This window comes from Sphingobacteriia bacterium (genome assembly GCA_017304685.1).
GTDB lineage: Bacteria > Pseudomonadota > Alphaproteobacteria > Rickettsiales > 33-17 > JAFKLR01.
This window is the reverse complement of sequence record JAFKLR010000003.1, coordinates 519,171-532,229: the sequence shown is the minus strand read 5'-3', so window position 1 is coordinate 532,229 and position 13,059 is coordinate 519,171. Positions and strand designations below refer to the sequence as shown.

15 protein-coding genes are annotated in these 13,059 nt (G+C 28.9%); 7 read left to right on the top strand and 8 right to left on the bottom strand.

Annotated features, from left to right (window positions below; genetic code table 11):
* Positions 1-19: 19 nt before the first annotated feature.
* Genes J0H68_02535 through J0H68_02510 form a run of 6 tightly spaced genes read left to right on the top strand, consistent with a single transcriptional unit; the run spans position 20 to position 5,001 of the window.
* The gene (locus J0H68_02535; GenBank protein ID MBN8827564.1) at positions 20-874 is read left to right on the top strand and encodes an SDR family oxidoreductase; all 855 of its coding nucleotides are present in this window, start codon (positions 20-22) and stop codon (positions 872-874) included.
* Between the two features lie 59 nt (positions 875-933).
* Positions 934-2,316 carry a glutamate--tRNA ligase gene (locus J0H68_02530; protein ID MBN8827563.1) on the top strand — a complete coding sequence of 461 codons (1,383 nt, stop codon included), beginning with the start codon at positions 934-936 and terminating at the stop codon, positions 2,314-2,316.
* A 1-nt stretch (position 2,317) separates the two neighbouring features.
* Complete coding sequence (locus J0H68_02525) at positions 2,318-2,737, top strand: GNAT family N-acetyltransferase (protein ID MBN8827562.1); 420 nt, start codon at positions 2,318-2,320, stop codon at positions 2,735-2,737.
* Complete coding sequence (locus tag J0H68_02520) at positions 2,734-3,150, top strand: GNAT family N-acetyltransferase (GenBank protein ID MBN8827561.1); 417 nt, start codon at positions 2,734-2,736, stop codon at positions 3,148-3,150. Before J0H68_02525 ends, J0H68_02520 begins: the two co-directional genes overlap by 4 nt.
* Before the next feature lie 39 nt (positions 3,151-3,189).
* Complete coding sequence (locus J0H68_02515) at positions 3,190-4,023, top strand: RMD1 family protein (GenBank protein MBN8827560.1); 834 nt, start codon at positions 3,190-3,192, stop codon at positions 4,021-4,023.
* A gap of 3 nt (positions 4,024-4,026) precedes the next feature.
* On the top strand, positions 4,027-5,001 hold the full coding sequence (locus tag J0H68_02510; protein ID MBN8827559.1) for a polyprenyl synthetase family protein: 975 nt from the start codon (positions 4,027-4,029) through the stop codon (positions 4,999-5,001).
* Positions 5,002-5,043: 42 nt separating this feature from the next.
* On the opposite strand, the gene J0H68_02505 is transcribed toward J0H68_02510, so the two are convergent.
* Positions 5,044-5,418 carry a hypothetical protein gene (locus J0H68_02505; GenBank protein ID MBN8827558.1) on the bottom strand — a complete coding sequence of 125 codons (375 nt, stop codon included), beginning with the start codon at positions 5,416-5,418 and terminating at the stop codon, positions 5,044-5,046.
* A gap of 122 nt (positions 5,419-5,540) precedes the next feature.
* The gene (locus tag J0H68_02500; protein ID MBN8827557.1) at positions 5,541-6,233 is read right to left on the bottom strand and encodes a hypothetical protein; all 693 of its coding nucleotides are present in this window, start codon (positions 6,231-6,233) and stop codon (positions 5,541-5,543) included.
* Positions 6,234-6,343: 110 nt separating this feature from the next.
* Between J0H68_02500 and J0H68_02495 the strand changes: the two genes are divergently transcribed.
* Positions 6,344-6,952, top strand: a complete 609-nt coding sequence (locus J0H68_02495; GenBank protein ID MBN8827556.1) for a hypothetical protein — start codon at positions 6,344-6,346, stop codon at positions 6,950-6,952.
* Positions 6,953-7,352: 400 nt separating this feature from the next.
* Here the strand turns inward: J0H68_02495 and J0H68_02490 are convergent, their stop codons facing one another.
* From J0H68_02490 to J0H68_02465, 6 genes are all read right to left on the bottom strand, one after another.
* Positions 7,353-7,775, bottom strand: a complete 423-nt coding sequence (locus tag J0H68_02490) for a hypothetical protein (protein ID MBN8827555.1) — start codon at positions 7,773-7,775, stop codon at positions 7,353-7,355.
* 241 nt (positions 7,776-8,016) lie between these two features.
* Entirely contained in the window at positions 8,017-8,358 is a 342-nt protein-coding gene (locus J0H68_02485; GenBank protein MBN8827554.1) for a hypothetical protein, read from the bottom strand.
* A 245-nt stretch (positions 8,359-8,603) separates the two neighbouring features.
* Complete coding sequence (gene dnaN / locus J0H68_02480; protein ID MBN8827553.1) at positions 8,604-10,010, bottom strand: DNA polymerase III subunit beta; 1,407 nt, start codon at positions 10,008-10,010, stop codon at positions 8,604-8,606.
* 117 nt (positions 10,011-10,127) lie between these two features.
* A complete protein-coding gene (locus tag J0H68_02475; protein MBN8827552.1) occupies positions 10,128-10,562 on the bottom strand; it encodes a hypothetical protein in 435 nt (144 codons plus the stop codon).
* A 35-nt stretch (positions 10,563-10,597) separates the two neighbouring features.
* On the bottom strand, positions 10,598-12,244 hold the full coding sequence (gene dnaA, locus J0H68_02470) for a chromosomal replication initiator protein DnaA (GenBank protein ID MBN8827551.1): 1,647 nt from the start codon (positions 12,242-12,244) through the stop codon (positions 10,598-10,600).
* Entirely contained in the window at positions 12,244-12,666 is a 423-nt protein-coding gene (locus tag J0H68_02465) for a rhodanese-like domain-containing protein (GenBank protein MBN8827550.1), read from the bottom strand. The genes dnaA and J0H68_02465 overlap by 1 nt, the downstream gene beginning before the upstream one ends.
* Positions 12,667-13,059 lie beyond the last annotated feature (393 nt).

Sequence of the window (13,059 nt, the reverse complement as noted above, 5' to 3'; positions counted from 1 at the left end):
TATTTACTAATAATTATCGATGAAGTTTTTTTATATCATATTTAGTTTTATTATTATCTTCTCAAGCTATTGTTCGTTTGCAGACGTTAATTTTAAAGGCAAGAAAGTACTTATAACCGGCGCAAGTTCTGGCATTGGCTACGCTACTGCTCTTGAACTTTCAAAGCACGGGGCTGATATTGTCTTTACCTATAATACTAATAAAAAAGGTGCAGAAGAATTAATTAAAGAAATTAAAGCTCATAATGGTAAAGTTAAAGCAATTAAATTCGACTTTGCCTATGAAAATGAAAAAGATATTGAAAAGCTTATTAATGATGCAGTTTCCTTTCTTTCCGGCCTTGATATATTAATTAATAATGCAGGAATTGTAGATAGAACTTCTTCTTTAAATATTACTAATAAAGAACTTAAAAATATTTTTCAAATAAACTGTCATGCTCCTTTTATTTTATCTAAATATTTTATTAATTATCAGCTAAAAACTCAACAAAATAAACCTTTGTTAGAGGAAGATTTACCAAGAATTATAACAGTAACCTCCCTTTCTATTCATCATACTAAAAAAAATATGATATTATATGAAGCGAGCAAATCAGCTCTTTTAAAACTATTTGAAAATTTAAGTGTAGAATTTGCCAGAAATGTGGTCATAACTATGGTGTCTCCAGGCTCAACATTAACTGAGATTAATAGAAATTACCCGGATGTTCATAATACACCTAAAGAACAACGCGCGAAAAGAGTGCCTAGTGGCGTGGTATACGAACCTACTGACATGGCCAAGGCAATTATAAATATACTACAATTACCAGGCGCCCATGGTTCTGAAATTATATTAGGCGGCGGCAGGCATTTATCTGATGCTTTTTAATTGACATAAACTTGCTCAAAAAATAATGTGTAAGCAAAAATAAATATATAGGTTATGATATGACTATTGTTACACGCTTTGCTCCAAGCCCTACTGGAGGATTACATATAGGTAGTGGCCGCACTGCCCTATTTAATTACTTGTTTGCTAAAAGATATAATGGCAAGTTTTTACTTAGAATTGAAGACACCGATCAAGCCAGATCTAAAAAAGAATTTGAAGATATTATTATTGAAAGCATGCATTGGCTTGGGTTGCATCAAGATGATGAAATTTATTATCAACTAGCAAGAGCTGAACGTCATAAAGAAATTGCACATAAACTTGTTGAAATAGGAAAAGCTTATTTTTGCTACGAATCACAAGAAGAAATCGCTAAGCTTCGAGAAGAAGCTATTGGTAAAGGAGAGCATTTTTTATTTAAAAGCCCTTGGAGAGATGGGAATAAACCAGGACCTGAAGGTGTTAAGCCGGTTATTAGAATTAAAGCTCCAAGAGAAGACCAAACTGTTCTTCAAGATCTCGTTCAAGGAGAAGTGGTTGTTCAGAATGATCACTTAGATGATATGATTCTTCTTCGCTCAGATGGAACACCTACCTATATGCTTGCTGTTGTAGTAGATGACCATGATATGAAAGTTACTCATGTTATTCGTGGTGATGACCACCTTAACAATACTTTTAGACAGTTGCTTATATATAAAGCAATGGGCTGGGATATACCTAAATTTGCTCATATACCTTTAATTCATGGAAGTGATGGGGCAAAATTATCAAAAAGACATGGTGCGCTATCAGTTCTTGAATATAAAGAAATGGGAATTCTTCCTGAAGCTTTAAATAATTATTTACTTCGCCTAGGCTGGAGCCATGGAAATGATGAGATTATCTCAATGGAACAAGCAATTGAGTGGTTTAATATTGAAAATATTGGCCGCGCTGCAGCAAAATTTGATATGCAAAAACTCCTCAACTTAAATGCACATTACATTAAAGAATCTTCAAATGAACGACTTATTACGCTTATTGAAGAAAATGTTGGTAATATTGAACCTAAATATAAAGAAAGACTTTTAAAAGGATTAGATAGCCTTAAAGTTCGCGCAAAAACTTTAATTGACTTAACTGATACTTCAAAATTTTATTTAACCGACGATATTATTATTACCTCAGAAGCTTTAAATAAATTTGATGATTCAAAAGCGAGCCTATTAAAGCAAATTTATGAATTGTTAAATAACATTGTAAATTGGGAACTAACTAATATTCAAGTTAAAGTAAATGAATTCTTAGAGGCAAACAGCCTTAAAATGGGGCAATTTGGTGAAGTTGTAAGAATTGCAGTTACTGGTTCAACTAATTCACCAAGTGTATTTGAAATTATAACTATTCTAGGCAAAGAAGAAGCTTTAAGGAGAATTAAAAATCTTTTAGATAAATAAAATGCATGATTTTGAAATAAAAGAAGAAAAATTAACTGAAGATCTAAAGAATAAGATTTTTAGCGGATTTAATGAATATGCTAATGAAATAAAGGGTTATCACGGTATTGAAGATCCATTTACATTTGTTATTTATGATAAAGAAAAATTTATTGGAATTGTTGCCTATGAAATTGTTTGGGGAGCATTGCATATAAAATATCTTCATGTTGAAAAAGAATATAGGAAACAAGGAATTGGCACGCTTTTAATGCATAAAGTTCTTCAATTTGGAAAAGATAATAAACTTCCATTTATATATGTTGAAACTTTAAATTTTCAAGCACCAGAATTTTATAAAAAACTCGGCTTTGAAATTGAATTCAGTCGCGCTGGATTCTCTCATAATGTTGTTTTCCATTATTTAAGAAAATATTTATGACGATAGAAATTAAACTTGAAGAAGCATCAAATGATATTGAACATCTTATGTTTAAGGAATTTGATAAATACCACGACAAAATATTAAGTGAAGATATATTTGAAAACCCACTTGCATATGTTGCTTATCATAAGGGTGAATTTGTAGGCAGTGTAGTTTTTCAATATATGGCAGGAAATCTTTATATAAAATATTTAATAGTAAAAGAAGAATTTCGTGAGCTTGGATTAGGTAAAAAATTAATTGAATATACTGAAGAATACGCTAAAAAACATTTCTGTTCTTTTATCTATCTTGAAACTTTCAGCTTCCAAGCACTTGAATTTTACATTAAATTAGGGTTTAATCTAGAATTTACAAGGGATGGGTTCTTAAATGACTCTTCTCTTCATTATTTAAGGAAGTTTATATAACCTTAAATTTATTTTGTTTAACTGTAAAATGTAAGATTTATGAAATGTATAGCGTATGCTGTTGCTGAAAAATATGATATCGATTCAATGGCGAAATTTCTTCGTATTAAAGGCTTAGAGCCAAAATTTTATGATGATGTAATTCATGTTACTCATATTGAAGAAATACCTGCCTCACTTGAAGAAGGAACTCCGGTAAAACAAGATATTTTTATATTTCCTTATGGATGTATTGTTGGGTGGTCAGTTTCGTATGAATTTACAGCGGAGTTAATTGAAGAATTATATAAATTTGCAACTAATAGCTATGATAAACCTTTTGAAGAAATTATTAATTTCAGTATAAATCCTGAGGAAAAAACCTATATATTAGAAGAAGAAGATTTAATAATTTTAGAAGAAGATGAAGAACTTATTAAACTTTCTTTCTCCCATGCTTTATCACAATCCGTTAAACTTGAAGTGTTTGAACGCAGAGTAAACAAAACTATTGAACAAACACGTTACCTTTCTGACGAACTTGCTTCTAAAGGAAGAATATCATTATCACGTAGAAAACTTGCACAACAAACCGGTGCGCTTTTTGCTGAAAGAAATTCTATAAATCTAGACACTGATCTTCTTGATATGCCTGAATTCTTTTGGAGAAGACCAAGATATGAACCATTCTATTTAATGGCTTCGCACTATATGGATATTAACACTAGATTAGATATTCTTAACCGCCGATTAGATGCCATACATGAGCTTTATGATATTTTATCAAATGAGCTAAACCATTTACATTCTTCAAGACTGGAAATGATAATTGTCGTACTCATTTTAATTGAAGTAATTATGGCCGTTCTTCGTGACTTATTTAAATGGATATAATTAATGGGTTTAGAGAATATATACGAGCATTATAGAGATAGTTTAAATGAAGTCGATCAAGTATTAATTAAAAATTCTACTAGAGAAACTGAATTAATATCACTTATAAGCCAATATGTTATAAATTCAGGTGGTAAACGTCTTAGACCCCTCCTTACAATTATTTGCGCTGATTTATGTGGTATTAATAATAAAAGACATATAAACCTTGCGGGTGCAGTTGAATTTATTCATACAGCCACCCTTTTACATGATGACGTTGTCGATGAAAGTAAACTTCGTCGTGGCAATCCTACTGCTAACCATAAATGGGATAATAAAGCTTGCATTTTAGTTGGAGATTTCCTTTTTAGCCAAGCTTTTCAATTGATGGTAACTGATGGTTCTATAAGAGTTTTAGACGTACTTTCAAATGCATCTGCTGTTATTTCCGAAGGTGAAGTTATGCAATTAAGTTCAATTGCAAATTTAAACCTAACATTTGAAGATTATAAAAAAGTTATTACAGCTAAAACTGCAGAATTATTTGCAGCTTCTTGCGAGATCGCTCCTCTTACCGCACCAATAATTAATGAAGATCATGTAAAATTAATGCATGAATTTGGACTTAATTTAGGGATAGCTTTTCAAATTATTGATGATGCTATTGATTATCAAGAAACATCAAAAATGGGAAAAAATAAGGGAGATGATTTTTACGAAGGGAAAGTTACGTTACCGCTTATGATTATTAGAGATGAATGCAATTTTGATGAAAAAACTAAATTACAAAATATATTTTTTAACCATGAATTTACACAGGAAAGCCTTGAATTTATAATTGTATTAATTGAAAAATATAACGTGTTTGATAAATGCTTTAATACAGCAAAAACATACATGAGCAAATGCACGGAAATTTTAGCGCATTTCCCTGATTCATTTGCCAAAAATGCATTAAAGGAAATAATCGAATTTACTTTAGTAAGAAAATATTAGAAGAATTATAAAGCAAATTTTACCTTATTATTCTTCTAAAAGTTACTTAAATATATTCCAAGCAGAAGATACAAAATTTGCTCTATTATTTGCATTTGTAACTTTATAATTCAAATCTCCACCACTAAAGTATCCTAATCCTGCGCCACCTGTAAATCCTATTCCTGCACCTGTAATAGCACCTATTTTAGCAAATTTTTCTGTATAAAGGGACGCACCTAGGACAGCACCTTGAAAAATTAAGTGGAACTTATTAGGATCATTTTTATCCATTTTTTTATATATTTCATAAGCTCCCACATTTGCTCCAATCAAGAGACCTATAAAAGCACCAATTAAATGTCCACCTAATGCTCCAATTACTGAAGTTAACGCCCCCTGTACTACCGCAATTCTTATATTTGTAAATCTAGACATTTCCTACCTTTAAGTTGAATTACAAGTATTTTGAAGTTTTATGTATAACTTATTTAATAAAGAGCGTCAAATATTACTAATAAATAATTAATATCAAATAACTAATTATATAAAAAATCAATCTAATACTTTCGTTCTGTAATTAAATTAAAGTTACCTTTTTCCTTATTATTTTCATACCTTTCACGATAGGGGGAATTATTACGTGAAGATGGGTTACTATTTAATGAATCTAAAAAGCCCTCTAAAGCTGTTTCAAAAGCTTCTTCTAAATTTATTGAGGCATGCTCTAATTTATGTGGTTTATTTTTAACAAATTCACTAAAATCATCTGAAGTAAAAACTCTTTTATTAATTTCATCAGCATGAGCATTAAAACTCACGCATTTATAGTTTTGCCTACATGCATTGCTTAAATTTGCTATAAATAATGTAATGGAAAGATCTTCATAAATTTTATAAAACTCTTCTTTAACAACATGGTGTTTTAAGCTGGGATCATTTATAACATCTTTAAATTGCAAGAAAAAATCTCTAACTGTTTTCTTATAAGTTATAGTGAATTTTCTATTCTCACTTTTATAACGTTTAAATGAAGAAAAAACATCATATGTTAAAGCTAAAGCAAAGAGAATCAAATCGTCTTGCCCCTCTGCCATATTGCCATAAGAATTTATATTTACCACTTTTTCATTATCTGTTGAGAGGGAGTAATGAGCATAGTCATGAGATATTTTTACAAATATATTATATGCTTTATTTTTAAGCACAGTGTTTTCTGCAATATTTTTAATTATAGCTCTAACCTTTGCCATATTTTTTCCTTAACTCATTATATAAATTTTATTTAAAATTTTAAATTCTCCTTTTCATTATTGTAATCATAATTATATTATCAACAATCAAATTTTAAATGAGCACCTTCATGCAGAGTAAATATGACAACGAAATTATTGAAAAATGTAGAAACATCATTCTGACAATCAGTAATAGCGAGGCTCTAACAAATTTATGTGCAAAAGCATTTAAAAGAATGTTTGATGAAAGACGTGAAGATGAAAAAATTGGTTATGCTAGAACTGAAATTGAATTTTATTATAAAAAATTTATAAAAATTGAGAAATTAGAAGAAAAAGAAAGCTTAGGTTTATTTATTTTCGCTATGATGAATAGTTTAAAAATTGAAGCTAAAGGATTTAGTAGAAGTGATAATATAAAGGAAAGCTTTAGTGGAATGCTTAAAAATGGATTTCAACGTTTTATGTTTATTATGCACATAGGACTTAAAAATCAAATTAATGTACTTAAAATTAGCTCTTCACAAGCAATAGCTCTTAGAGATTTTCTTCAAAATGCACAAAATCAAGATATAATAAAAGCATTAAGTAGCTTGATGCAAAGTCTAGATAATATTAAAAATAATTCTAATGTAACTTTGCAAATGCAATTTGCTATTCAAATTTCTTCAATGCGAGAATTGTTGGAAGAGAAAGAAGAAAGTGATAAAAAAGCTAGATCACCCAGAAGAGAATAGCTTTTAAGTAAAGAATACACCCTTGGGTTTGCCAATTATATTTTTATTAGCATTGATAGGAAGAAATAACGAAAAAATACTTAGAAATTAAAAGGTTTTAGTATTTAGATTTAATATTTATTATTTAACTTAGTTGCTTTAAGTATAGGCTAGCCTATTTTATTAAACTAAAATTTAAACTTAAATTCCTGCGCAGAAATTTATTTTAATAATATTTGCATTAATTTGGTAAGAACTACAAATATTAATTGTATTTATAATATTAAATGAAAAATTTTTTGTCAAATTTGAAGGCATTTATTTAATTATTGAAATACAGAAGGTTAAAATTTTTGTATAAAATAATTTTACTTTAAAAAAAACTTGGGAGCTTTTAAAGCTCCCTTATATTTAGAAAGTCTTATACGGCCATTTCTTTTTTTGAAGCATTTTGTTCTTTTTCAATTGCTTCACGAGTTGTATTAATTGCATCGTAAACTGTTTTACCGTCAATAACACCTTTATTTATCATTTCAATTACATCATCCGCTGTAGGAGCTTTTGTACATTTGTTAGTTTTATACAATACTAATCCAATAATACTACCTACCGCGCCTAGTCCAGCTAGAATTGAAGTGATGATAACACCAATTCCAGTTCCTTCAACTTCTTCAGCAGTTGGAGCTAAAGCTACCGGTGCCTCAGTTGAATTTTGAGCTTGAGCATTAGCTGCAGTAATTAAACCTGATAAAGCAAGCATCGTAGTTTCTTTAGAATATTTAGCAGCAGTATTAGCGGCTTGAGTAGAACCACTTTTAATTTTATTATATAACTTTTCTAACATTAACTTTCCTCCGAACAAATTACGCTAAGTAAATACTTAACATAATAATGTTATTGTAATAAAATAAATTTTCAACTAAAAAATTAATAATGATAAATATTTTAATTTTTAAAATTTATTAGAAAAGCAAAATTTTAGGAAAACATTTTGGATAAAATATAGGTACGAGAATATTATATTGAATATGATATACATCATCATCAAAATGATGATGTATAAAATCATAGGTAGCAAATTTTAATTAAGCAGGTGCTGTAATTAAAAATATGGACACTACAGCTGTTAATATACCTGCAATTTGCATAGGGGTCATGTGTGCTTTAAAAAAAATTGTAGAAGTAAAAGCAACACCTACAATACTAACTATTGCAAGAACAGGCTGAGCAATATGTAAGGGTAATTTTTCTAAAGATTTTGTGAAAAAATATAAGCTGATAGCAGCACAGCAAAGACATAAAATTAAATAAGGATTTCCTAAAGCCCCAAGTTTACCACCGCCTTTAAAATCTGCTCCTAATTTAGCAAAAACATTACCTAATAAATTAACAACGATTGCAAGGCCTAGTAAAAAATATTGCATCATTCAACCTCCTTGTAAATATTACTAAAACAGTAGTACTTCCAAGTGTACTAACCAAATAGGTGAAAATTTAAAATAAAGAAATCACCTCGTGTTAATATAAGAGTATATTTTACTCAGGTAAACAAATCAAGACATAATCAACTTTTTTAAGAATTTGTTTACTGAATTTAAATATTTTTACTAAAGTGAAAATAAAAAGGAAAATTGCGCTGAAAGAGGTAGTTTCCTACCCCTTTCTTTTAAAATTAGCCGCGTGTAGGCATTATAATATATAGTGAGTCGCTATCTTTCTGATCTTTAACTAACACTGCTGAAAATGAATCTTTAAAATATAAGTCAACTTTGTCGCTTTCAACAACTTTTAATACTTCAAGTACATATTTAGCATTAAAGTTAATCTCAAGATTTTTATCTTGAGGTTCAAAATTCATTGCAATCGCCTGCTCTGCCTTTGCACTATTTTCTGAACTTGTGCTAACTAAAAATGTACCATTTTCAGAATCGGAAGTATCTCTTGTTGCTTCATCTTCTGATTTAGCCTTTTTCTTACCTTTTTTTTCACCTTCTTCTTCACCATTTAAATCTACTAGTGAAATTTGATCATTAGCTACTAAAGAAAATTTAATACTCTGGGTTTTTTCAGGAGCAACAATTGAAATAAGATTTACGGCATTTACTAATTTAGCTTTATTAATATTCACCTTAACTTCGCTTGATTCAATACTTGGAATAGCATTTTGATACTCAGGAAATTCACCATCAATAAGTTTTGTAACTAAAATAGAAGTATCAAATTTAAAACTTACTTTTGTTTTTGAAATCTTAACATTTACCATTCCAATTGATTTTTCTAATAAACCTGTAAGCTCACTAATAGCTTTTCTTGGAATAATAATTCCTTTAAAAGGACTTAATTTATCAGCTAAAATAACTTCACTTTTTGCAAGTCTATGTAAGTCAGTACTTACAAAACACAATACATTTGATTCAGCTTCACTTTTCTGATGCAAATAAATACCATTTAAAAAGAATTTAGTTTCATCATTTGAAATTGCGAATGAAGTTTTATTTAAAACATTTTCAAGTAAACTTGCATTTATTTCAAATTCCGCATCATATTCATCAAGGTTTACAAATGGAAAATTATCAACATCTACATATGGTATATTAATTGAATAACTGTCAGAAGTAATATCATAAGTAATTTTGCTTTGTCCATTCTCGTTAGCGCATTTCTTAGTAATTACTACATCACTGTCTTTATTTAAAGCGCTTAAAATTTCATAGAATGTTAATGCAGGTACCGTAATAACACCTATTTCTTTTAAATCATTTACAGTAGCTTTAGTATTTCCAACTTTTGCATCACTTTCAGCATTTACTACAACTGAAGCCATTAAATCCATATCAGAAACTATTAATTCAGCTTGAGAAAAATTGGTAATTCTAATAAGAACGTTTTTTAATACCGGAATTGTAGCTTTTCTTTCAACAACACCTTTAATTTTAGACATTGTTTTATGAATATCTGCAACTTTAAATCTTACATTGATTTCATAAGATTGTTGATTAGAAGCCGAAACAGTTAAGTCACTATCACTTCCTTTTTCCGCTACATTTCCTAGTGTTAATAAAGTTTCTGTATCACTCATAAGCAATTACCATTTAAGTTTAAAAAAGATTAAAATATCAAAATTTATTTCAAAAAAGTTTTAGTAATCTATATTATATATTTATTACTTTTATTAGCAAAATATTTATTTAGATATTTATTTATTCACATATTCCATTGAATATACATCTTCTACTGTGCTTGTGCATGTTAAAGGCGCAATAGAAGTACCGTTATATTCATAAGTTTTTAGTGAATCATAAATATCTGTAATTACATTTTTAATGTAGGTCGGTGAATATGTATCTACATCATAAACCATGGCATATTTATATTTATTATTTTCACCAGAACCTAATATATGCATTTCATTAGGATTATTCGCTAAAAATTCTAAATGATCAGAAAAATTATCACTTGTAAGTTTTACCTCTGCACTTTCGTCCTCATTTGGCCCAGAGAGTAGCTGTACAATTACATTTTTATCCGAATCTAAAACTATTTCTGTTGTACCATTATATTTATTTACAATATTTGCAGAATTATCAAAAATAGTTTTATATTGATAACGCGAAACATAGTTGATATTCATTATCCACCTCATTTAATTAATATTAAAAAACTTACTTAACCTAGAATTGATCTTTCAATTGCTGCAACATCATTCATAAGTTCATTGTCTTCGACAAGCAAAGTTTCCATTTGTTTAATAGCATGCATAACAGTGGTATGATCTCTACCACCAAATCTACGGCCTATATCTAATAAACTAGCTAATGTATGTTTTTTACAAAGGAACATCGCAAGTTGTCTTGGACGAGCAAGTTTTCTTTCTCTTGAGGAGGATAAAATATTTGTAACGGTAAGTTTATAGTAATCAGCTACTTTTTGTTGAATAAGTTCAACGGTAATACTTTTACTACTAGTCCTTAAAAGATCTTTAAGCACTACGTTAACAACATCAAGGTTTATTTTCTTATTCATAAGTGTAGAATAAGCCACTAATTTGTTTAATGCACCTTCTAGCTCTCTAATATTAGTAGTAATTTTAGTTGCTAGAAAATCAAGTACATTATTCTCAATTACCAAGTTGAGCATTTTAGCTTTCATTGATAAAATTTGTAATCTTAATTCGTAATCGCTAAAATTAATATCAGCCACTAAACCACAACCTAAACGAGATTTAAATCTATTATCTAAACCTTCAAGTTCATTTGGGGAACGATCGCATGCTAAAATAATCTTTCTATTACCATCAATCAAAGCATTAAATGTATGGAAAAATTCTTCTTGAGTTGATTCTTTTCCACAAATAAATTGTAGATCATCAATCATCAAAACATCTACTGAGCGGAATTGTTCTTTAAAGGAAATCATATCTTTATTTTTAAGTGATTTCACAAATTGGAACATAAATTTTTCCGCAGAAAGGTAACATAATTTTTGTTCTGGAAATTGTCTGGTAATTTCCCAAGCAATAGCATGCATCAAATGAGTTTTGCCATGACCAACTGGGCTATATAAAAATAATGGGTTAAATTCAAAATTACTATTTTTATTGCCAGCTACCGCTCTTGCCGCTCTGAATGCAAATTCATTACTACTACCAGTTACAAAACTTTCAAATGTAAATCTTGGATCTAGGAATGACCTTGGATCATTATTATTAGCGAAAATATCTGTTGGAGTTTCATTTATTTGTGTGAAACTATTATTAACCTGCATTCCTTGAGGATAATTAAAAGACTGCGTATTTAGTCTTATATTATTAAGTTGTTGATTTAATGGCTGATTATTAAAGTTATTAAAATTTTGTCCTACAAAGCTATCACTATTACAATAAACAGCTCCTAAGTTTTGTGAAGCTTGGTCATATACCGGATTATTAATATTATTAATAAAACTACTTACACTTGCTTCGTGCATAATTGGAGCTGCTGGAGCAACATTCATCTCAGTTATAGGATTTTGTGAAACTGGTGAAGAAGTTGTATGATCATAATATATATTAACCCAAATAATACTTTGATCAAATTGCTGCCATACATTTCTAATTGGATGTAAATAATTATTAATAACCCACTCTCTTACAAACCTTGAAGGGGCTTTAAGTAAAACTTGTCCATTAGCTACATATTCAAGTTGTAAATCATTAAGCCAATTATAATAGATATTATCGCCTAGTAATTCGTTAAGAGACTTCTTAACTAACGCCCATTGATAGTTCTTATTTTCTGTATCAGCCTCAAAATTTTGATCAATGGCCGTCGACATTACTTTCTCCATGGTAGATTTGAAAATTTCCATCCGCTATCTTCACCGTGACCTTCGAAGCCGCCAATAACATTATATGAATTTAAAAATCCACTTTTTATAGCAGCTGTAGCAGCTTCATATGATCTACCGCCAGCGCGGCAAATGAAAAATAACTTTGAATCTTTATTTGAAACAATTTGTTCTAATTCTTCTGAAAATTTAGTGTTAACTACCATTTGTGGCAATGTACGCCAAGAAAGTTTTACTAAGTTGTTTTTAGCTTTTGTAAGATCAGGATGACCTACATTCTCCCATTCATAATCAGTTCTAACATCTATTAAATATGCGTCTTTATCGTGTTGTAATATCTCATATGTCTCTTCAGGTAATGTTTCTTTTACCTGCATGTTTGGATCAGAATTTTTATTACTTGCAAACATAACTTCCAAAATTTTTGTTAATGACTAATGGGATATAATCAACAAAAAAAAAGGTGACGTAAATAATCTTTTTTATTTTTTTTTCAAATAAATTGATTGACACACAAAGGACCTTAAAAGCTCTTAACATATTGATTTTTTAACAAAAGGTAAATCTTCTAACGTTATTTAACAAGATTAATATATAGTAACTTAATTGTATTTTAAGTGTATATATTATAAAATTTATATGACTTTTATGCTTCAATTATTTAACAAAATTTATGTTTTCAAAATATATATTAGCATATTCTTCATTTTATAATTTTTTTCAATTTTATAAATATTTTTTTTATAAAATATAATTGCAAATATATCGAAAACATATACCGCTTAAAAGAATGAATAACAAAA